This window comes from Psychromonas algarum (assembly GCF_004376845.1).
Taxonomy (GTDB): domain Bacteria; phylum Pseudomonadota; class Gammaproteobacteria; order Enterobacterales; family Psychromonadaceae; genus Psychromonas.
In genome coordinates, this window is sequence record NZ_SNUW01000006.1 from 42,717 (window position 1) to 63,893 (window position 21,177).

Below are 21,177 nucleotides of genomic sequence, written 5' to 3' on the forward strand. Positions count from 1 at the left end.
TTTAAACCGCGTTAGATTTGTGTTTCTTCAGCGTCAGTCACATCATTTGTTGTTAATGAAATACCGTAAGCTTTAGAAACAATGACCATTTGATCACCTAAGCGGCGTAATTGATTTTTAAGTGTGACGATATTTTGTACACTGTCTTTGTTTTCTGGGCGAATTTGATAATCAAAATGCATTGTTGTCGTTGCTAATGTATTGATTTTTTCGATGCGAGTTTCGATATCTGCCATTAATTTGCTGATTGCAGCCTGTTCTTCTGTTGATAAATTGTCAATGAAAGCAGGACCGACTTTTTTACCTTTATATTCACCTAATAATACGTTTTTAATACCTTGATAGTTTAAGGCAATATCACGGTGCGTATTATCAGAGAAACATGAATGCTCATCTTCTTCACTTGGCGTTAATACTGCAACAGCAATTCGTTCGTTAGCTAATTCTGATTTAGAGAATACACCAACACCAGCAAAAATTTGTTTTAGAGAAACAGCAGGATCAATATTTTTAGATGCTTGCTCACCCGTTAGTTGATCTAATAATGCCGCACGATAAAGGCCTTTATCTCCATTCACTTTATCATCCCAAGCACTGGCAACAACGGTTAAATCTTCAACCATTTTATCTGCCACTGCATTTAGGTAATCAAGACGACGTTTGGCAAATTTATCCGTAGTAAAATCTGTTACTGGACGTTGACCTGCTGTCATTGCTCCGTTAGTAATAGTATCTTCGATCATGTTGTTATAGTCTTGATCTTGTCCCCACAGCATAAACTCTATTGCATGATAACCTGCCGCAACGTTTGCATCACCACCATTAGTATTTAACTCTCCCAGTACTTCAGGAGTCAGTGTTGTTACATCAACAGCAGTCACATCTTCACCACCAGGTGTAAACATGCCAGTTGTATCGATAATATTGCCACTAGTGCGCTTATTATTTGCATCAATAGTGTAATCAATCATGTTCTCGTCTAGCGGCCAAGAATTAAGTTCACCTTCGACACCACCGTAAGTTTCAGCAACCCAACCATCTTCAGCATCGATTGGGCCATTTGAAAGACGGAAAATTTCTGTTGTACCGTAGCTCTCACGAGAAACTAACCAAGCATCTTTAGCTACTTGTAACGTTTTTTCAGTTGGATTTTTTGAAAAGTCAGTAATAGCGACTTGTAACGCTTTTGCATCTTTTAAAGTGTCTGAATAGTTGGCAGAAGCAATACTTGCATAAGTTGATAAAGTGGCTAATTTATCACCCTTAGAGATCCCTGCTGTAACATTAGTATTTGATGTAGTTTCTACAGCGGCAACTTCATTTTTTGATACAGCCGTTTTTCCACCTGTTGAATTACAAGCTGAAACTAATAGTGCTCCTGCAATCATCGTGCTTAATATTGTCTTATTCACTTCCATTACTCCTAGATACATAAAAAATTATAAGTTTTATATTAATAAATTAAGAAAACTTGTATTTTCTGCTTCCTGCAATTTAATTAATTTTTGTTAACACCCGTGCGAGCAAGTTGCTCATTCTTTTTAGTAGACTGCCATTTAAGTAACACTATTACAGCAATCCAAAAAGTACTTAAAACGGCTAAATCCCAGCCAATTGGCTGTGAACGATAGGCAAATAATGAAGCCATTAAATTACCTAATACCGAACTATCACTTAATACACTGGTCATATCCCACACATTACTATAAAGCCAACCAGGTAAATCAATAGCCGCTAAAGGCCCTCCTAGTAATTTTTCAGATGCAGATAAAAACAAGGCGGATCCTAAAAATAACAACATAATTTCAGTGACTCGGAAAAACCACTTCCATGAGATAAAACGACCACCCAATTGCAAAGCATAAAAAAGAATCATCGCCAGTGCTAAACCAATACCTGCAGCCATAAAAAAGCTCATGTAAGAAGCAAAAGAATCAAGTTGTAATAGTGAGCCATAAAGAAACATCACTGTTTCAGAGCCTTCTCGTCCAACGGCAATCATGGCCAGAAAAAAGACTCCCCACCAATTCTTTTCACCTGCGAGGTTTGTAGCTAATCCATTTTCAATTTCTTGTTTTAACGTTCGCCCATGGACACGCATCCACATAACCATTTGCACAATTAATGCACTAGCAAAAGCCAACATACCAATTTCAAACCAAGTACGTGCTTCCCCACCTAAAATATCTGTTACGCCAATCAAAGTTAACGTTAATAATGTTGCTAAGCCAAATCCTGCGAGTATTCCTGCAAATAACCACTTTTTTCCTGTTTGCGCATCTTCTCTATCATTCATCCAAGCATACAAAATACCGAGCACTAAGAGAGCTTCGATACTCTCTCTGCATACAACAAAAATAGTTTGTCCCATGACTTTATTCCTTGCCCTTCACGATAATCTTTCCACGTGTTGTTGGTGCAAAGTCATCAAAATAATCATAAGTACCAGCATCTAAAGGGATAATAACAACACTCGTTTCAGCCCCCATAAACAATACTTTTTCTTGGCGCAATTGATTACTTTCAAATTCAGCGGGTTTATTACCAATATTGCGAATGACAATACGAAATTTTGTTTTCTCTGGTACAACCAATTCAGCAGGAATTAAAACACCATCTTTCATTTCAACTAGGTAGGTTTTTAATTTGCTATAACGAGGGTCTTTAAACTCCATGCTAAAACCATCGGTGTCTTTTTGAGCACTCGTTGAAACTTCAGTTGTTGAAGCAAAGGAATTAACCGCCATAACAGCGATAAAAGAAGAAAGGAAAAAATGACGTAAAAATTTCATTAAAAATATCCACATATCTGATTAAAAAAACAGGTTTACCCTATCAACTTCGTCAAAATTGTTAATTTTGTTAACTTTATTAACATTGCACATCATAAAGTAATAAAACAATATAATCAATAATAACTATCATTACCATTTACTTAGAGGTATTTATTTTTACTGAATAGTATAAAAAGATGAATAAGTGTTGGATTAATGAACTTGTTGAAATATTAAAATAGTGAAGAGTAAAATTTAGGTTAAATTTTTGAGCAAAGAAATATTAGTCATAAAAAAACCGATGTGATTAAACATCGGTTTATATATTGCTACTGAACCAGGCTAGAACTCAATTATGTATCATTAGAAAGCAAAAGTTATTTGCCCCCAATATTCATGATCATTATTAGCACTTACACTAAGACCAAATGCGTCAGACAACTGCATACCAGCGTCAATTGAAGTTGCCCATTCATCAATATCAACACCTTTCATACTATGTTTAAAAGTTGGTGTGATACCAACCCAAAACATATGATTAAAAGTATATCTGGTTGTTGCGTCCAATTTGACATAAGTGGTATCACTCATCTCATCAGCCCACATATAACCAATACTCACTTGCGGGTAAAAGTTAAGGTGTTTATCTAAAAAACCTAACTTAGCAAAAAAACCAACATTCAGGTCGTCAATACCACGATAGTCAACATGATCTAAACGTAAATCTCTATCCCAAGTACTATTAAACGTAAGGCCTGATTCAGATGCAGAATTTAATAAAAGGTAATTAGCTTCGTAATAATCTAAGTCATGTTTTGCAGCAACAGTGAAACGCTGTTTATAGACGCCACTTAAATAACCGCCATAAGTGCCAGATAGATCAACGCCTTCTGTTCCACCACCAATACTTGCATTGGAGTAGATAGCAGTAGGATCACTCATGTCGTTCCATGTACTTACTTTTTTATCATCGCTTTCAGCAGCCAAGGCTGAAACAGTAAACAAACCTAGTAAAGAGATAATAGACGCTTTCATTATGTAATTTTTGAACATCGTGTTCTTCATATTTACTTCCAAATAAATAGATTAAATAAACGCTTACCACGTTTAATTAATGTGTAACGAGCGAATAAAGCATCTGCTTTATTAATAATCACTTCAGACTCAGTAACTTTCTCACCATTAACCATCACAGCACCATTCTTAACAAACTCACGCGCCATTTTGTTTGAAGCCGCTAATTCACAACTTGTTAATAATTCAACAATTGAAGCACTTTCTGTTGTGACTTCTGTTGCTGGTAGACCATCTTGTGCTAACTGAGCTAAGTCAGACTCACTTAAACTACTTAAGTTTCCTGAAAACAGCGCTTCTGTAATACGTTCCGCAGAAGCTAAGCCTTCTTCACCATGTACTAAACGTGTTACTTCACGAGCAAGAATAGCCTGTCCTTGAGGGCGGCCTTTAATGTTTTTATCTGTTTCTTCAATTTCTGCAATTTCTGCAACTGATAAGAAAGTAAAGTAACGTAAGAATTTGTAAACATCTGCATCTAAAGTCGTGATCCAAAATTGGAAAAAGGCATAAGGTGATGTCTTAGTAGGATCTAACCAAATCGTACCTGATTCAGTTTTACCAAATTTAGTACCGTCAGCTTTTGTCACCAAAGGCATAGTAATACCAAATACTTTTTCTTGGTTCATACGACGAGTTAAATCGATACCGCCTGTAATATTTCCCCACTGGTCAGAGCCACCAATTTGCAACGTACAAGCTTTCTCTTTATTTAGTGCAGCAAAGTCGTAAGATTGTAATAGCATGTAGCTAAATTCTGTAAATGAAATACCAGAACCTTCACGGTCAATACGCTGCTTTACAGATTCTTTCTGGATCATGGCATTAACACTGAAATGTTTACCTACATCACGTAAGAATGAAATGGTATCCATTTGACCAATCCAGTCTAGGTTATTAACCACTTCTGCTGCATTTTCTTGGTCACCAAACTCAACAAAAGCACTCACTTGCTTTTTAATTGAATCAACCCAATTTGCAACCACATCATCGCTATTTAATTTACGCTCAGCGGCTTTAAAACTTGGATCGCCAATTAAACCTGTAGCACCACCAACTAAAGCAAGTGGCTTGTGCCCCGCTTCTTGAAAACGTTTTAAAATTAATAGAGGCACTAAGCTGCCGATATGTAAACTATCAGCCGTTGGATCAAAACCACAATATAATGTACGGCTCGCACTAGATAGATGTTCATGTAACTCTTCATCTGCAGTTGTTTGGGCGATTAGACCACGCGCTTTTAAATCTTCAAGTAAGGCATTCATTTGCTTGTTCCTAGTTTGCTACCGATAACGTAATAATTATTCACGATTTTACACAGTAAATTGCCACAAAAAAACCTTAGAGTGAAGATATAAGACATAATATGTTAGCATTGCGACTTTATTAAGTTAACAAAGAGAAAATCATATGAAAATAGGCATTATTGGTGCAATGGATGAAGAAGTAAATATCCTAAAATCAGCGATGAATAACGTGACTACGACTAAAATTGCAGGTTGTGAATTTTATCAAGGTGACCTTAATGATAAACAAGTTATTTTAACTAAATCAGGTATTGGTAAAGTCGCTGCAGCCGTTGCAACAACGCTTTTACTAGAAAAGTTCACTCCCGATACCATTATTAACACCGGCTCTGCTGGTGGTTTTAATAGCGATCTCAACGTAGGTGATATTGTTATCTCAACAGAAGTGAGATTTCATGACGTTGACTTAACTGCATTTGGTTATGAAATTGGTCAAATGGCGCAATTACCAGCGGCATTTGAAGCGACACCAGCACTGATTGATATTGCACAACAAGCAGCGCAAACATTACCTAATTTAAACATAGTAAAAGGTTTGATTTGTACAGGTGATATTTTCATGGCAGATCCTGCTAAAACTGAAATTGCACGTACTAACTTTCCTGAGATGGCAGCCTGTGAAATGGAAGCAGCAGCGATTGCACAAGTTTGTTTCCAATTTTCAGTACCTTTTGTGATTATTCGTTCGTTATCAGATATTGCAGGTAAGAAGTCAGAACTTTCATTTGAAGAGTTTTTGCCTGTTGCAGCGAAAAATGCATCTATTTTAGTAGAAGCAATTGTGGATCGATTAAACTAGCTTTTAGATTTTTATAGCCATTGCATTAAATAAGTGATTTTAATAAGTAAAATAGATCAGTTAATTAGTGCGATGGGTATTAATCTTATGACTAAATGATAAGCAAAAAAGGCCCTTACCTGATGACAGATAAGGGCCTTTTTAATTAATAGTTTTAATTATTATTTAACTTCTAGTAATTCAACTTCAAATACTAATGTTGCGTGCGGGCCAATTGCAGCGCCAGCACCACGTTCGCCATATGCTAAGTTAGCTGGAATAGCTAATTTCATTTTACCGCCTGGAGACATTAGTTGTAATGCTTCAGTCCAACCAGCGATAACACCACCCACTGGGAATTCAGCAGGTTGACCACGTTCAACAGAACTATCAAATACAGTACCGTCGATTAAAGAACCGTGGTAATGAACACTTACTGTAGATTCAGCAGTTGGTTTTTCACCAGAACCTTCAGTAATAACTTCATATTGAAGACCTGACTCAGTAACAACAACGCCGTCTTTTTTAGCATTTTCAGCTAAAAACTCTTCGCCAGCAGCACCTAAGATTTTAGCTTGTTCAGCAGCCGCAGCTTGCATACGCTCAGAGATAACTTGGAATGCAGCTTGTAGATCTTGTTGAGAAACTTTGCTTTCTGCACCAGCAAATGCATCAGCAATACCTGCAGATACTGCAGAGATATCTAAACCATCAAACGGGTTAGAAGCAAGTTGCTCACCCATTTGTAAACCAATACCGTAACTTGCTTGTTGCTCTTGAGTAGTATATTCAGACATATTTTTTCTCTTAATCTAATGAATTTTGGGTTTCCCCACTTATGTTAATTATTTATATGGGGAGCAAAAATAGAATTTAAAGGGATAATTTAGAAAAAATTAAATTTTATTGAAATAAAATTTAACAGGTCATTTACTGTGAATGAGGTCACCAAATAATCTTATTTTGAAATAATGAAGCTGGACTTAAAGGGCAAGTTATTTAATGAGTTGCTTAATGCCAGCAGTTACAACAAAAACACGATCCGCTAAAGTGGCTACTTGTTGGTTTAATTCACCTAATTGATCTGCATAACGTCGCTGCAAAGGTGTTTCACCGATCAACCCACAACCGACTTCCCCACTGACAATAATGACATCACATGTAGCGCTTTGTAAAAATGAGAGAAAAGATTCTTTTTGCTGCTCAAAAGACAGTAGATTCTCATGCAATGATTTATTAACTGATAAATACCAACCAACCCAAGTTGAAAGGCATTCGATTAATAAAATATGGTTGGGTGTATTTAGAAGGTTTAAAACAGAAAGTAAGTCAGTATTTTTATAATCCAGCTCATAAGTAGATAAAACTTGAGGAAAACGAGACTGACGAGTTTTTTGATGTTGCTGTATTCGAGAAATAGTTTCTTCGCCAAAGGCAACACTGGTTGCTATATAAGCAGGATGTAATGAAGGATTATCGGCAAGTTGTTGAATAAGTAAATTTTCAGCAGCATCACTTTTTCCACTGCGAACACCACCAATCAATAATTGAATCATAACTACCCACTTATTTACGTCTGTTACCATATAAAACAGCTTGAACGAAAAAAGGCTTCTCAAATGAGAAGCCTTTTTTCTTAATGTGGCGGAGGAGGAGAGATTTGAACTCTCGGAGAGCTATTAACCCTCGCTGGTTTTCAAGACCAGTGCATTCAGCCGCTCTGCCACCCCTCCGCAGAACGAAACGAATAATATAGTAAAATATTTCGAGTGTAAAACAATACACGCTGAAAAAAGTTCAACTGCCGAATAAACCACCAATAGAGCAGAAATAAGCTTCAATATAAAACCATGATCACGTTAATCATTAGTTTTCACTCTGACAATTCCAACAGATTTCAAATACAGACTCATTATGTTCAGAGCAATGCTCACAAACCCAATCAATGTCTCCCTTACTGCTTTGTAATGAATTTGCAATGACTTGTGCTCGCTCAAAATCAGCATTATCAAAAACCCACACTTCAGGCCAAGCATCAAAAACAGAAACTCCTCCTATGGCTCCTTGTGAAAACTCATTTTTGATAAAAGTATTGATTCCTTGTGCTTCGAGAATATTTTTTAAGTTATTGGTTATAAAGATATTTTCATTGGTGTATATCATTTTCATATTAAATCCCCGTAACCCAGTTCCAGATTGAAAGTAGAAAAATCTAAATTGGAATAAAAAACTCTATTATTAGTTGTTACTAGAATAGAGTTTAATTGAAGTATTGGTAAGATGATTGATTAGAAAATATTTTATAAAGGCTACTTTCAATCAATTAATGTGTATTTATTAGAAAAATGGTGACAAAGCCATTTATATAAATTGAAAGCAGTCATACTCCTTGCTGTAGGTAATCCATTTTCATCTAAAAATGATTCACCTTTAAAGGTAATTACACCATGTTGAGTAGCAACACTTTCTACCTTAATACCTTCGATAAAATCTTCATGCTCAGGTAACTGTGCATTAGCTAATGCGATTAAATCTGCACTTTGAATCGCTTGCTTATCATCACTCATTGTTTAATTCCTTCTTATCATAATAATTAAATAATATATTACCCAGAGTAACTGTTAAACCGCAAGTTAAAGAGAATAGATATTATAGAGAATTTCTTCGCTAGATATTTATATTATAAATGTATCGCGAAATGCATCTTTATTTAAATAACTAATTAGCAGTTTTTTACTGAGATAGATAACAAGCCATCAAGTGTGCTTCAAGCTTATTATCTAATTGTTGACTGATAATCTCAATTCGACTCTCTTTCACGCTATCTAATGCCATTTCTTGTAAAGATTCATGCGTGGCGTTGTAAGCAAACATACCTTTATCAGTAATAAAAACACCTTTCATGCGTTCTACTTTTAAAGAGTTTAAAAAGATAAATAATTTTTTGTAATTAAACTCAATCTGCGGAGAAAAACGCCACCCCACACTATTAAATCCTTCACCTTGATTGGCCGATTTAATAAAACCACATGCAGGGATAACGATCTCTGTTGCTAATGATTTTTTTACTTCATGATGATGGGAATGTGGAGCAGCAACCTTAATGGCACTTTTACCTATTAACTGTGAATACGCGATGTTGCCATATTCTGCAAAAATAACCGACACATTTTCTTTTCCTTGCGCCTTGGCATAGGCCATTAAGCATGTTTTATCTGCTTCTTGATATAAATCTGCTTTACTACCCACCAACGTATCAGCAATCGCTATTTGCTGATTAAATGTAGCATGCTCGGTATATCGAGTATCATGTAAATTCCGAGCATCTATTAAGGTCAATGTTTTTTGTAAAGAAAGCGTTTGTTGATAATGCTCTGCTGACAATACCTGTAAAATTTCTTTAGGGTGACCTAGCCCAGTTGGTTCAATTAACAAACGATCTGGTTTTGCATTTTTCAAAAGCTGATTCAACGCAACTTGCATCGGCAAACCAGCAGCACAGCACATACACCCCCCCGGCACTTCTCGAATAAATATGCCCTGCTCTTTGGTATGCTTGCCCGTTAAAAAACTACCATCAACACCTATTTCGCCAAATTCATTAACTAAAACAGCCCACCTTTCATCAGCAGGTTTATTTTTTAATAGATGTAAAATTGCCGATGTTTTACCTGAGCCTAAAAAGCCAGTAATGATATTAGTAGGCACACCTTGAATCATCTCTTTGTTCATTTATATCTTCTTTATTATTAATGCTCTGAACAATCACAGCTATCATCTTTGTGTTTGTCCTCATGTTCACGGCATAAACGAAAATTCCAACAATGCCCAATGGCTAAAAGCGTTGCACCAGCTAAAGTCATTATTTTTTCACCTAAATGGCCAAATAAATATTCCCCCAACACAACAGCTAATACTAATAATAACAACCCACTGATCCCTAAAGCAATTAAACGATAATTTTTGTGTTTTTTACAACCTAATGTCAATGCATAAATACTGGTTGGTAACACGGCAAACACCATCCAAGCATGGAAAGCCTCGTTTCCTAACTGGACAGCTATCGTACTAGGCACTAAAACCAACAAAAAAGGTAACAGCAAACAGTGGATGGCGCATAACATGGATAAACCGATAGATAGTTTATCTGTGAAGGCTTGTATTGATTTCATTCTATTTTCCTAATATTTATTAATGCCGATGGGTGGCTGATAATTAAACATAAAGTCTATCTTCAATAACAAATCGAAGATCTAATCACCAAACTTCATTTTGTTATAATATAACACTTAGCAGCAACAAACAATAAAATCGATACTCATTATCATTTACTCGTATTTTGAAGTTTTTCTACCTATTACTGCATAAAAAGAAGTAAACCTCGCCCAATTTTGGTGCAATGATGTAAATGAAATTGCATTTACCACATAAAAAATACCATCAAGCCCTCGCACATAATATAAAAAGCCTTATGGCTTTATCCAACCAGCTATATATAAGGTTTGTTCAGTGCGCTAATAAAGATGATATGAATGACATCATTAGGCTGCCCATTCCATGATAAAGCAGTTATTGGAGGTTTTTAGGGAAGATTAAGTACGCTATAAATACGTAATTTAAAATAAAATTGTATATAGCACCTGTTTGTACTGGTCACTATAAATAGCATATTAATTTTTTAAATAATCGAGTACTATTTTCTGGTCTTCTTATTGCATCCAATATTTAGATAGTTTTTTTAAACTTTCCTGGGTTGTTATAGAACTAACGATAACAAACATTTTTATTAACATCGCATCTTTATGGATTAATCATTTTATGACTTCATTCTTTAAAAAATTAGTACCGACATTAACACTATGTAGTGTATTAACGAGTCCACTCACCTTCGCTAATGAACCTGTTAATACAAATCCATTATCCTATGCAGTTGCTTGGAAACAAACATCAGCTGAATACGAAGCACTTTATTATCAAGGTTTCAATATTGCTCGTATGCATGTGGAAATGGCATTAGCAAAACATAAAAAAGGCGACAAACCGTTAGCTATTGTTTCTGACTTTGATGACACACTAGTACTACCACTCGATTATTGGGCAACATTAATTAATAAAAATATCGACTTTTTTGATGATGCAATTTGGGACGATTGGATACCAAAAAATAAAATGGTGCCATCACCTGGTGCAAAAGAGTTTTTAGCATTCTGCCAAGAAAATAACGTTGAAATTTTTTATATCACTAGCCGAGAGCAAGGTGAAAAAACCTATGAGTATGCGCTAGGCAATATTAAAAATTTAGGTTTTCCATTGAAGGACAAAAGCCACCTGACTGTTTTACGTGATACATCAAACAAAGAGACACGCCAAAATGAAATTATGAAAGATCACAATGTTGTAGTTTTTCTTGGGGATAGTTTGAATGATTTCCGCCGTAAATATTATGTAAAAGGCGATGTGGCAGGCCGTAAAGCAAAAATGCAAGAAGATCGTGCATTATATGGTCAGAAATATGTATTGTTCCCTAACCCAACTGATGGGCATTGGATGGCAAGTATTTTTGGAGAATCAGAGCCTAAAGCAAGCGATGCAAACCGCGCAAAGTTAAAGCAAGCTGCAGCTAATAAGCTTTAAATAAAACAAGGTGAACGCTTTAAAATAATTGGTAGCGTTCACCGATTAATGTAATTTCGAGCACACATTTGGAGTGATTTTTGATCACTATTTACTAAAAAAGCACTTCTTATCTGATCTCATGTAATAACCATAAGAATTTGATTTACATTGTTTTATTGTCAATTAATAGATACTCTGAAATAGATTAATCTGTTTTATTAAAGGAATATTGATAAATGAAAACTATTCTATGTTTTGGCGATTCTAATACTTGGGGTTACTCTCCAGATTTAGAACGACGTTATAATGAATATGAACGTTGGACTATGCTGCTGCAGTCTCAACTAATGAATAAGTATCGAATTATTGAAGAAGGATTAAATAGCCGTACTACGGTATTTGATGACCCATTTGAAGCAGGTAAAAATGGGTTAGATTATTTACTTCCTTGTTTAGGAAGCCATCACCCTGATTTAGTACTTATAATGCTTGGTACTAATGATTTAAAGTCTAGATATCATGTTACCGCTAGCGATATCTCTAAGGGTGCAGCACGTTTAGTTGAAGTTGTGAAAAACTTTAAAAATAATTTTATGGAAAAACCTCCAGAAGTATTATTGATTTCCCCTGCACATGTATTAGAGCTAGATAATGGCAAAGAAGGTTGGGATGGTGCTCAAGCTAAATCTGAACAGTTTGCTTATTACTATGAATTACGTGCTCAAGAACTTGAGTGTCATTTTTTAGATGCCGCTGAGTTTATTGAACCTTGCGCTAAAGAGGGAATACATTGGCATGCGGAGCAACATCAAAAGCTTGCTAATAAATTGAGTGAATTGATCCCGACGCTATTATCATCAAGCTAAGATTGAAGCAACTTCAATACGATTGTTATTGTCTCGATGACTAAATTTCCGAACTCATCTACCAACACAAACTCACCTACAAGCAATAAAATAAGGGTATAATTCAATTACCCTTATCTTCTTAATAACTACTGCCCTGATATATATGCTTATAGCGATTATATTAAATAAATTATCCAAATTTCACACTGAAAAATGACTTAGCTTAAGGTGTAATTTGAGTAAAAGTTAATATCTGCAGTAGGCAATAAAAATTGCAATACAGTCAATAATGGATGGAAGATAGTAGGAGAATGTTAAATTGGTATTCTAGAAAGCAAAAGGCCTGAATATCATGAGATATTCAGGCCTTTCAAATGTGGCGGAGGAGGAGAGATTTGAACTCTCGGAGAGCTATTAACCCTCGCTGGTTTTCAAGACCAGTGCATTCAGCCGCTCTGCCACCCCTCCGCAGAACAAGGCGAATAATACAGAACCACCCTCGCGATTGTAAAGTTTATTTTGAATAAAAAAATTCATATGCCGAATAAACGAACAAACAGTTTAAATAAACAACATTCAGATTAACTTTCAAACAAAACAATTACTTAAATAATCTTAAGGTATACCGCCAAAATTTTATGATTCTATTAAAGTAGCTAAGACTATATTTAATAAGACTACTTAAATGAATAAAATAATCTCTCAATGATTGAACTTAGATGCAAAGAATGAACTACTCATTTGTATCCCTTATGGTAAGAAAATAGAGCAAATAACTTTCAAACTTTCTATCGTACAAAAATTAAAGGTCACAGTATTTTAGAGCTCAGTTACGCATGATTTATTCATTTTCCCGCTTTTAATGAACATTTTTATCTATTTCATATAAAAATGTGCCTTAATATTCAATAAACTTTCGCTTCATATCTCATAAATATTGTTGCAAAGGAGCTGCTACTGTATCCTACTGCCTTATTATTATTTTATTTTTCATTGCAGGCAGACCGAATATGCAAGAGTTATACAACCCTAAAGAAATTGAAGCTAAATTCCAAAAACATTGGGATGACAATCAATCATTTAAAGCCACAGAAGATCCAACAAAAGAAAAGTATTACTGCCTATCTATGTTCCCTTATCCGAGCGGTAAATTACACATGGGACATGTTAGAAATTACACCATCGGTGATGTGGTTTCTCGTTTCCAACGTATGCAAGGTAAAAACGTAATGCAACCAATGGGTTGGGATGCATTTGGTTTACCCGCTGAAAATGCAGCGATTAAAAACAAAACCGCACCTGCTGGTTGGACTTATGAAAACATTGCTTATATGAAAACCCAACTTAAGCAATTAGGTTTTGGTTACGATTGGGATCGCGAATTAGCGACTTGCCAACCTGAATACTACCGCTGGGAACAATGGTTCTTCACTAAGCTATTAGAAAAAGATTTAGTCTATAAAAAAATGGCGACGGTTAACTGGGATCCTGTAGATCAAACAGTATTAGCCAATGAGCAAGTGATTGATGGTCGCGGTTGGCGTTCAGGTGCTGTTGTTGAGCAAAAAGAAATTCCACAATGGTTTATTAAAATATCTGCTTATGCTCAAGAACTATTAGATGATTTAGACCAGTTAGATGAATGGCCTGAACAAGTACGTACCATGCAGCGTAATTGGATTGGTCGCTCAGAAGGTATTGAGATGGACTTTAAAGTAGCAAACAGTGATGAAACTTTCTCTGTTTATACTACTCGTCCAGATACAGTAATGGGGGTGACTTATGTTGCCGTTGCAGCACAACATCCATTAGCATTAGAAGCCGCTAAATCTAACCCTACACTCGCTGCTTTTTGTGAAAAGTGCAAAAATGTTAAATTAGCTGAAGCTGAGTTAGCAACAATGGCAAAAGAAGGTGTTGATACTGGTCTTAAAGCTATCCACCCAATTACCGGTGAAGAAGTACCTATTTGGACAGCTAACTTTGTATTAATGGGTTACGGCTCTGGTGCTGTTATGTCAGTACCTGCACATGACCAACGTGATTATGAATTTGCGAAAGAGTACGGCCTACATATTAAAGCCGTTATCAAACCTACTGATGCAGACGTAGATGTTTCTGCAGAAGCTTATACAGAAAAAGGGGTTTGTTTTAATTCAGGCAACTTTGTTGCACTTGAAGGTTTGGAGTTTGATGCTGCATTTGATGCTGTTGAAGCTAGATTAGTTGCTGAAAATAAAGGTAAACGCCAAGTTAATTTCCGCTTACGTGACTGGGGTGTTTCTCGTCAACGTTATTGGGGTGCACCAATCCCAACGCTAACATTAGAAGATGGTACGGTTGTACCTGTACCAGAAGATCAATTACCTGTTGTTCTTCCTGAAGATGTAACAATGAATGGCATAACTTCCCCTATCAAAGCTGATTTAGAGTGGGCAAAAACAACCTATAACGGCCAACCTGCTACGCATGAAACTGATACTTTTGATACCTTCATGGAATCAAGCTGGTATTACGCTCGTTATTGTTCACCACAGAGTGACGATAAAATGCTAGATCCTGCAAAAGCTAACTACTGGTTACCTGTTGATCAATATATTGGTGGTATCGAGCACGCTATTTTACATCTTTTATATTCACGTTTTTTCCATAAATTATTACGTGATTTTGGTTTAGTTGATTGTGATGAACCTTATAAAAAATTACTAACACAAGGCATGGTATTAGCTGATGCTTATTACTATGAAGATGCTAAAGGCGGAAAAGTTTGGGTTGCACCAACAGATGCAATTACTGAAACAGACGCTAAAGGTAAAGTGATCTCTGCTAAAACTGCTGATGGGCAAGAACTTATTTATGACGGCATGAGTAAAATGTCGAAGTCAAAAAATAACGGTATTGATCCTCAAGTGATGATTGATAAATACGGTGCAGACAGTGTGCGCTTATTTATGATGTTTGCAGCTCCAGCAGATCAAACATTAGAATGGTCAGATTCAGCTCTAGAAGGTTCACTACGTTTCCTTAAACGTCTATGGCGTTTAGCATTTGAACATGTTGAATTAGGTGAAGTGGATGCGTTAGATATTAAAGCACTAACGAACAACCAAAAAACATTACGTCGCGAATTGCATAAAACAATCGCTAAAGTAAGTGATGATGTAGGTCGTCGTCAAACGTTCAACACAGCGATCGCAGCTGTAATGGAGTTAATGAATAAGTTAACTAAAGCCCCAACAAAAGATGCACAAGATCGTGCTATTTTGCAGGAAGCATTAGTGGCAGTGACTAAATTGTTATCACCTATCACACCACATATCTGTGCAGAACTGTTTACGTTATTAGGGTCAGAAGGTGATATTTTATCAACGCCTTGGCCAACGGTTGATGAGTCTGCATTAGTTGAAGATTCAAAACTGATTATTGTTCAAGTAAACGGTAAACTACGTGCCAAACTAACAGTTGCTGCTGATGCAACTCAAACTGATGTTGAAGCACTTGCTAATGCTGAAGAAAATGTATCTAAATTTACTGATGGTAAAACAGTACGTAAAATAATTTATGTTCCAGGTAAGTTACTTAACATAGTTGCAAACTAATTCGTTAAGAGAATAAAAGTAATCAGTTAAAACTAAGTCATATAAGCACTTTAATAAAAAGTGGTTTATATGGCTTAATCTTCATTAGACCTCTTATTGTTATTGATAAGAGGTTTATTTTTAACAATAGATAGTCATAATAGACACTTCTAATACTAATCTAATTCAGCAAAAGGCTTTTTATGCAATTATTCAACTCTCAAGCTTTTTACCGCAACACTTTGTTATTATTACTGATAATGACAACATTATTATTAAGTGGTTGTGGGTTTCATCTCAAACATGAGAACGGTTTAATTGAAAAATTTCCAGAAATTTATCTACAAACAAATAACCCTAAGGGTGAATTAACTCGCTTAGTAAAAATGCGTTTGCGTGGTGCTGGCATTAAAATATTAACAGAGCCAAGTCCAGATGCCGCAGTCTTAAGATTGATCTCAGAGCGTAGCAGTGAACGTACCGTTTCTTTATATGCAAATGCACAAAATGCAGAAAAAGAAATTGGTTACACAATGGCCTATTCATTAAAAATGCCTCGTTATACTGCAAAAGATTTTAATGTAAATATCTATCGAGATTTCTTAGATAACCCTTCACAAGCACTCGCAAAATCACGTGAATCTGAATTATTAACAAAAGAATTACGCGGCCTTGCAGCTGATCATGTAATGGCGACGATGCTGAGTATGAAAGATGAATCGGTTGAGTAATTTTTAATGCGTATTTATCCTGAACAATTAAATAACCACTTGCAACGAGCACTGCCAAGTTGCTGCTTAATTTTCGGTGATGAAGCGCTACTTAGCATTGAAGCATTAGAGCAAATTCAGCAATGCGCAAAACTGCAAGGTTTTTTAGAAAAATTTAGTTATAGCTTGGATGGTAATTTTGATAAAGACCAAATTTTCAGTCAGTTCAATACTCTTTCACTGTTTTCTGAAAAGCAAATAATTGAATTAACTCTCAGTAAAACAACAAAAGAAAATACAGATTTTATTCGAGAAATAACGCCTCTATTAAATCCAGATATCATCTTAATTTTAAAAGGTCCTAAACTTAACAATCAGCAGTTAAAAAGTGTTTGGTTTAATAAGCTTGAGCAGCAAGGGCTTTTCATCTCAACAAACGCTTTATTACCACAACGTTTTCCACAGTGGTTATCCCAACGTCTTAAATTTGTTGAGCTATCAGCAACGACAGAAGTAATTGATTTCTTAGCATTGCACTTTGAAGGTAATTTACTTGCCGCTAAACAAGAAATAGAAAAGTTATCTATTTTATTTCCAAAACAACATTTACAGCTTCAACAAGTTGAACAAAGTATTACAACACATAATCATTTTAGTTTGTTTCAATGGGTGGATAGTTTATTAGCAGGTGATAGAGATCGAAATGCTCGTATTATTAAGCAACTTCACGCAGAAGGTACCGAGCTTTTATTATTAAGTGCAACGCTTAACAGTGAAATTCAAAAACTACTCACTTTTTCATACCAGCTAAATAATCAATCATTAACGGCTTTGTTTAATCAACAAAAACCCAAATTATGGCCAGCGAAACAAGCTTTGATCACTAATGCATTAAAACGTTTAAATACTCAAAAATTAGAGAATATGTTAATTGATTGCGCGCAATTAGAGGTATCCGTTAAAGTAGAAAATAAAACAGATACATGGCTACAGTTAGATGCAATCTGTTATCAGTTCTTACGTTAAAGGGAATAATAGGGATGAATAGTGCAACCGCAATAGGATTTTTAGGGGGAACATTTGACCCAATCCATTTTGGTCACCTACGCCCTGCTCTAGAGATACAACAAGCACTTAATTTACAGGCCTTGTATTTGATGCCTAATTATATTGCACCACACAAATCAAAAAGCTTAGCTTCTCCAGCGCAACGAATTGATATGGTGAAAATAGCAATTCAAGACACACCTCAATTACAAATTAATACACAAGAGCTCTTACGCGATTCACCAAGTTATACCATTAATACTTTAAAAGTTTTACGTGAACAATATCCGCAAACGCCTTTGTGTTTTATTATGGGAATGGACTCTTTAATCCAATTTGATACCTGGTATCAATATAAAGATATTTTAAATTATTGCCATTTAATTGTGAGCCATCGTCCAGGTTGGGATCCTCAGTTCAATAGTACAGTGACAAATTTACTAGCAGTACATCAAATAAACGATCCTACTCTCTTACATCAAAAACAAGCGGGTTGTATTTATTTTCAAAGTACCAGCCAATTGGATATTTCATCATCAGCTATTCGAGAGCTACTTGTTAACGATAAAAGCATTGATTTTTTAACACCAAACTCTGTGTGCCGTTATATAGAAGAGCAACAATGTTATAAATAATCAATTATTTACAATAAACAATGGAAGTCATACTTATAAGGAATAATAAGATGTTTAGCTTAATTAAAAAAATTTCCGTAATACCATTCGTAGGCAGTTCTTTATTTTTCCAATTATTAATCACTCCCATAGTACACGCAGCACAACTTAATCCCCCAACATCTTCGCCGGCTATCTATAGTCAAATGGCTATTCATCATCCAGTGTGGGCAAAAAATGCCATGGTAGCAACACAGGAAGCTATCGCCACAAAAATTGGTTTAGATATTTTAAAACAAGGAGGTAATGCCATCGATGCAGCTGTAGCAGTAGGTTATGCTTTAGCTGTAACACTTCCGCGAGCAGGTAATCTCGGAGGTGGTGGTTTTATGCTCGTTTACCTTGCTGATAAAAAACAAATTGTCGCCATTGATTATCGAGAAAAAGCGCCTGCTGCAGCGTTTAGAGATATGTATCTAAATAAACAAGGGGAAGTGATTGCTAACCGCTCTACGTTCCATGGACTCGCAATAGGAGTCCCTGGTACCGTGATGGGGTTAGAGCATGCACGAAAAAACTACGGCACGTTATCACGAAAGCAATTAATGGCCCCTGCGATTGAATTAGCTAAACAAGGCATAGTAGTCACCGCCGATTTAGCAAATTCCTTATCTGCTATGCAAGAACGCCTTAAAAAATGGCCTTCAACACGTCAAATTTTTTATAAAAAAGATGGCTCACATTACCAAGCAGGTGACACCTTAAAACAAACGGATCTAGCAAAAACATTAACCTTAATTAGTCAACAAGGTGAGAGTGCTTTTTATCAAGGTGAAGTAGCAACGGCAATAGCTAGCAGTATTCAACAAGCCGACGGCATGCTTACTCAACAAGATCTTAAAGATTATAATGTCGTTGAGCGTCAAGCAATCCAAGGGAATTATCGTGGTTATCAAGTTTTTTCAATGCCCCCTCCTTCTTCAGGTGGAATACATATAGTACAAATATTAAATATGCTAGAAAACTATGATCTAGCTGCAATGGGCCATAATAGCGCTCAACACATTCATACACTTGCAGAAACAATGCGCCGAGCATATGCAGATCGTAGCTTGCATTTAGGTGATAGTGACTTTGTAAAAGTTCCTGTACAAGCTTTAATTAGTAAAGCTTATGCAAAGCAGTTAATTACCAATATTAATCCCGATAAAGCCACGCCAAGTAGTGAAATTAAACCAACAACTGATTTACCTTACGAAAGCGATCAAACCACACATTTTAGTATTGTTGATAAATGGGGAAATGCAATTTCAAATACATATACATTAAATTATAGCTATGGCTCGGGCATTGTTGCTAAAGGAACAGGGATATTATTAAATAATGAAATGGATGACTTTTCAGCCAAACCAGGACACCCTAATGGGTATGGATTAATTGGAGGTGAGGCAAATGCTATTGAATCTGGCAAACGCCCTCTTAGTTCCATGAGTCCTACTATTGTCTTAAAAGATAAAGAATTATTTTTGGTGACAGGGACTCCCGGTGGTTCTCGAATTATAACAACAACATTGCAAGTCATCTCAAATGTCATTGATTATAATATGAATATTGCAGAAGCAACATCTGCACCACGTATCCACCATCAGTGGTTACCTGATGTGATTAGAATCGAAGCTGGGTTAAGTGCAGACACCACTAGATTATTACAAGTAAAAGGTCATCAATTACAGTTAAAATCCACTATGGGGAGTACACAAAGTATTATGAGTACAGAGCGTGGTTTATATGGTGCTTCTGACCCTCGGACGCCTTCATCATCAAGTCTTGGTGACTAAAAGTGATAGGTAATCGAAATAGTGCCGAAACGGGTATCTTCCGTTTGTGATTTATATTGATCCGTTGAATAAATCAAAGTATAGATAAAGTTCCAATCATATAAATTAAGCTGTGCGCCTATAGAAGCCGCAGCTTGCCAATGGATTAAATCAACACTATGGCTATCACTAAAAGTATTACCATCCATAAAAATATCATTTAGAACATAAGAAGCTGAAGCATTAACAAAAACATACCAACCATTTGGACTGGTGGTTAAACCATTTAGTTTTTGTACTGCAAATGGAGAGCTTGATGCAAAGCTAGATTGTAATTCTTGTCCCCAACGTAACCCTACGCCAGCACTTGTATCAGATTTTAAATTACCTAATCCACCATTCACACCTGTAATCAAATCAACTTCTGTTGGACCTATAGGTAAGACAGCATTACGCCAAATACGCTTAGCTTGCACACGAAAAACCGGTTCATTATTAATTTGATTATCCCAGCCCATTGGTTCACTTGCACCAATCCATCCATGTATATTTTTTTGAACATATTCACCACCAGCTAGAGGTCCAACAACACCTAAAGTTAAACTTAACTTATCAGCAACATGCTCATTAAACGCAGTCACATCCACTTCCCATGCTAACAAACCAACATAAGGCGCATCTTCTGTGACTAAGTCTGGATCTTTAATTTCAACAGCTGTTTGAAGAAATTGTCCAAAGGTATAACTGATAGCATATTGTCTATCTTCAAGGGAAGGTAAATAGGTTTGATCTGCTAGAAAGGAAATCCAACGAGGTAAAGTTGTTTTATCTAAACCGGGAACATCATAATAACCCCAGCTAAAAACAAGGCCATTACTGTAACCACCGTCTTCATGGAAAAATACATCATTTTCAAAACTTAAACTAAAGTAATCCCGTTCATACTCAGAAGCGGCAATCGGCATACAGAAGGGAGTTAACATTAAAAGCTTTAAATATCGCAACGATTTTTCC

Annotated in this window: 20 protein-coding genes and 2 tRNA genes; 8 read left to right on the top strand and 14 right to left on the bottom strand. The window is 35.9% G+C overall.

Annotated elements, in window-relative coordinates:
* Window positions 1-11 precede the first annotated feature (11 nt).
* The 5 genes from E2R68_RS06635 to tyrS form a co-directional block, all read right to left on the bottom strand.
* Complete coding sequence (locus E2R68_RS06635; RefSeq protein WP_208380145.1) at window positions 12-1,412, bottom strand: imelysin family protein; 1,401 nt, start codon at window positions 1,410-1,412, stop codon at window positions 12-14.
* Between the two features lie 86 nt (window positions 1,413-1,498).
* Entirely contained in the window at window positions 1,499-2,371 is an 873-nt protein-coding gene (locus E2R68_RS06640; protein WP_134276716.1) for an FTR1 family iron permease, read from the bottom strand.
* A gap of 4 nt (window positions 2,372-2,375) precedes the next feature.
* On the bottom strand, window positions 2,376-2,792 hold the full coding sequence (locus E2R68_RS06645; protein WP_208380148.1) for a cupredoxin domain-containing protein: 417 nt from the start codon (window positions 2,790-2,792) through the stop codon (window positions 2,376-2,378).
* A 345-nt stretch (window positions 2,793-3,137) separates the two neighbouring features.
* A complete protein-coding gene (locus E2R68_RS06650; RefSeq protein WP_134276717.1) occupies window positions 3,138-3,839 on the bottom strand; it encodes a hypothetical protein in 702 nt (233 codons plus the stop codon).
* 2 nt (window positions 3,840-3,841) lie between these two features.
* A complete protein-coding gene (gene tyrS / locus E2R68_RS06655) occupies window positions 3,842-5,113 on the bottom strand; it encodes a tyrosine--tRNA ligase (RefSeq protein ID WP_134276718.1) in 1,272 nt (423 codons plus the stop codon).
* A 145-nt stretch (window positions 5,114-5,258) separates the two neighbouring features.
* On the opposite strand from tyrS, the gene mtnN reads away from it, so the two are divergent.
* Window positions 5,259-5,954, top strand: a complete 696-nt coding sequence (gene mtnN / locus E2R68_RS06660; protein WP_134276719.1) for a 5'-methylthioadenosine/S-adenosylhomocysteine nucleosidase — start codon at window positions 5,259-5,261, stop codon at window positions 5,952-5,954.
* A 161-nt stretch (window positions 5,955-6,115) separates the two neighbouring features.
* Here mtnN and bamJ read toward each other — a convergent pair whose 3' ends face one another.
* From bamJ to E2R68_RS06695, 7 genes are all read right to left on the bottom strand, one after another.
* A complete protein-coding gene (bamJ, locus tag E2R68_RS06665) occupies window positions 6,116-6,730 on the bottom strand; it encodes a BamJ family beta-barrel-assembly machinery protein (RefSeq protein ID WP_134276720.1) in 615 nt (204 codons plus the stop codon).
* Window positions 6,731-6,928: 198 nt separating this feature from the next.
* A complete protein-coding gene (locus E2R68_RS06670) occupies window positions 6,929-7,489 on the bottom strand; it encodes a bifunctional adenosylcobinamide kinase/adenosylcobinamide-phosphate guanylyltransferase (protein WP_166738823.1) in 561 nt (186 codons plus the stop codon).
* A gap of 86 nt (window positions 7,490-7,575) precedes the next feature.
* Window positions 7,576-7,666 (bottom strand) — tRNA-Ser (locus E2R68_RS06675).
* Between the two features lie 133 nt (window positions 7,667-7,799).
* On the bottom strand, window positions 7,800-8,102 hold the full coding sequence (locus E2R68_RS06680) for a putative signal transducing protein (protein ID WP_134276722.1): 303 nt from the start codon (window positions 8,100-8,102) through the stop codon (window positions 7,800-7,802).
* Window positions 8,103-8,248: 146 nt separating this feature from the next.
* Entirely contained in the window at window positions 8,249-8,500 is a 252-nt protein-coding gene (locus E2R68_RS06685; protein WP_134276723.1) for a DUF2498 family protein, read from the bottom strand.
* Between the two features lie 166 nt (window positions 8,501-8,666).
* Window positions 8,667-9,665, bottom strand: a complete 999-nt coding sequence (locus tag E2R68_RS06690) for a CobW family GTP-binding protein (protein ID WP_134276724.1) — start codon at window positions 9,663-9,665, stop codon at window positions 8,667-8,669.
* Between the two features lie 17 nt (window positions 9,666-9,682).
* A complete protein-coding gene (locus tag E2R68_RS06695) occupies window positions 9,683-10,105 on the bottom strand; it encodes a MerC domain-containing protein (protein ID WP_134276725.1) in 423 nt (140 codons plus the stop codon).
* A 646-nt stretch (window positions 10,106-10,751) separates the two neighbouring features.
* Here E2R68_RS06695 and E2R68_RS06700 point away from each other — a divergent pair.
* Together E2R68_RS06700 and E2R68_RS06705 are read left to right on the top strand one after the other, a co-directional pair.
* Complete coding sequence (locus E2R68_RS06700; RefSeq protein ID WP_134276726.1) at window positions 10,752-11,567, top strand: HAD family acid phosphatase; 816 nt, start codon at window positions 10,752-10,754, stop codon at window positions 11,565-11,567.
* Window positions 11,568-11,785: 218 nt separating this feature from the next.
* Window positions 11,786-12,415 (top strand): SGNH/GDSL hydrolase family protein, encoded by a 630-nt coding sequence (locus E2R68_RS06705; protein ID WP_134276727.1) that lies wholly within the window; start codon window positions 11,786-11,788, stop codon window positions 12,413-12,415.
* A gap of 359 nt (window positions 12,416-12,774) precedes the next feature.
* On the opposite strand, the gene E2R68_RS06710 is transcribed toward E2R68_RS06705, so the two are convergent.
* Window positions 12,775-12,865, bottom strand: a tRNA-Ser gene (locus E2R68_RS06710).
* Window positions 12,866-13,407: 542 nt separating this feature from the next.
* On the opposite strand from E2R68_RS06710, the gene leuS reads away from it, so the two are divergent.
* The 5 genes from leuS (at window position 13,408) to ggt (ending at window position 20,184) form a co-directional block, all read left to right on the top strand.
* Window positions 13,408-15,996, top strand: a complete 2,589-nt coding sequence (leuS, locus tag E2R68_RS06715) for a leucine--tRNA ligase (RefSeq protein WP_134276728.1) — start codon at window positions 13,408-13,410, stop codon at window positions 15,994-15,996.
* A gap of 182 nt (window positions 15,997-16,178) precedes the next feature.
* Entirely contained in the window at window positions 16,179-16,706 is a 528-nt protein-coding gene (locus E2R68_RS06720) for an LPS-assembly lipoprotein LptE (RefSeq protein ID WP_134276729.1), read from the top strand.
* Window positions 16,707-16,712: 6 nt separating this feature from the next.
* Window positions 16,713-17,711: a DNA polymerase III subunit delta gene (gene holA, locus E2R68_RS06725; RefSeq protein WP_134276730.1), complete on the top strand. Its 999-nt coding sequence runs from the start codon at window positions 16,713-16,715 to the stop codon at window positions 17,709-17,711.
* 14 nt (window positions 17,712-17,725) lie between these two features.
* Window positions 17,726-18,367, top strand: a complete 642-nt coding sequence (nadD, locus tag E2R68_RS06730) for a nicotinate-nucleotide adenylyltransferase (protein ID WP_134276731.1) — start codon at window positions 17,726-17,728, stop codon at window positions 18,365-18,367.
* 50 nt (window positions 18,368-18,417) lie between these two features.
* Window positions 18,418-20,184 carry a gamma-glutamyltransferase gene (gene ggt / locus E2R68_RS06735; protein ID WP_208380150.1) on the top strand — a complete coding sequence of 589 codons (1,767 nt, stop codon included), beginning with the start codon at window positions 18,418-18,420 and terminating at the stop codon, window positions 20,182-20,184.
* Here the strand turns inward: ggt and E2R68_RS06740 are convergent.
* The gene (locus tag E2R68_RS06740; RefSeq protein WP_134276733.1) at window positions 20,181-21,167 is read right to left on the bottom strand and encodes a lipid A deacylase LpxR family protein; all 987 of its coding nucleotides are present in this window, start codon (window positions 21,165-21,167) and stop codon (window positions 20,181-20,183) included. The genes ggt and E2R68_RS06740 overlap by 4 nt on opposite strands.
* Window positions 21,168-21,177 lie beyond the last annotated feature (10 nt).

Excerpts from the sequence above, each read along its gene's own strand:
- E2R68_RS06640 (WP_134276716.1), bottom strand. The coding sequence starts at position 2,371 with ATGGGACAAACTATTTTTGTTGTATGCAGAGAGAGTATCGAAGCTCTC.
- E2R68_RS06645 (WP_208380148.1), bottom strand. The coding sequence starts at position 2,792 with ATGAAATTTTTACGTCATTTTTTCCTTTCTTCTTTTATCGCTGTTATG.
- E2R68_RS06650 (WP_134276717.1), bottom strand. The coding sequence starts at position 3,839 with ATGAAGAACACGATGTTCAAAAATTACATAATGAAAGCGTCTATTATC.
- tyrS (WP_134276718.1), bottom strand. The coding sequence starts at position 5,113 with ATGAATGCCTTACTTGAAGATTTAAAAGCGCGTGGTCTAATCGCCCAA.
- mtnN (WP_134276719.1), top strand. The coding sequence starts at position 5,259 with ATGAAAATAGGCATTATTGGTGCAATGGATGAAGAAGTAAATATCCTA.
- bamJ (WP_134276720.1), bottom strand. The coding sequence starts at position 6,730 with ATGTCTGAATATACTACTCAAGAGCAACAAGCAAGTTACGGTATTGGT.
- E2R68_RS06670 (WP_166738823.1), bottom strand. The coding sequence starts at position 7,489 with ATGATTCAATTATTGATTGGTGGTGTTCGCAGTGGAAAAAGTGATGCT.
- E2R68_RS06680 (WP_134276722.1), bottom strand. The coding sequence starts at position 8,102 with ATGAAAATGATATACACCAATGAAAATATCTTTATAACCAATAACTTA.
- E2R68_RS06685 (WP_134276723.1), bottom strand. The coding sequence starts at position 8,500 with ATGAGTGATGATAAGCAAGCGATTCAAAGTGCAGATTTAATCGCATTA.
- E2R68_RS06690 (WP_134276724.1), bottom strand. The coding sequence starts at position 9,665 with ATGAACAAAGAGATGATTCAAGGTGTGCCTACTAATATCATTACTGGC.
- E2R68_RS06695 (WP_134276725.1), bottom strand. The coding sequence starts at position 10,105 with ATGAAATCAATACAAGCCTTCACAGATAAACTATCTATCGGTTTATCC.
- E2R68_RS06700 (WP_134276726.1), top strand. The coding sequence starts at position 10,752 with ATGACTTCATTCTTTAAAAAATTAGTACCGACATTAACACTATGTAGT.
- E2R68_RS06705 (WP_134276727.1), top strand. The coding sequence starts at position 11,786 with ATGAAAACTATTCTATGTTTTGGCGATTCTAATACTTGGGGTTACTCT.
- leuS (WP_134276728.1), top strand. The coding sequence starts at position 13,408 with ATGCAAGAGTTATACAACCCTAAAGAAATTGAAGCTAAATTCCAAAAA.
- E2R68_RS06720 (WP_134276729.1), top strand. The coding sequence starts at position 16,179 with ATGCAATTATTCAACTCTCAAGCTTTTTACCGCAACACTTTGTTATTA.
- holA (WP_134276730.1), top strand. The coding sequence starts at position 16,713 with ATGCGTATTTATCCTGAACAATTAAATAACCACTTGCAACGAGCACTG.
- nadD (WP_134276731.1), top strand. The coding sequence starts at position 17,726 with ATGAATAGTGCAACCGCAATAGGATTTTTAGGGGGAACATTTGACCCA.
- ggt (WP_208380150.1), top strand. The coding sequence starts at position 18,418 with ATGTTTAGCTTAATTAAAAAAATTTCCGTAATACCATTCGTAGGCAGT.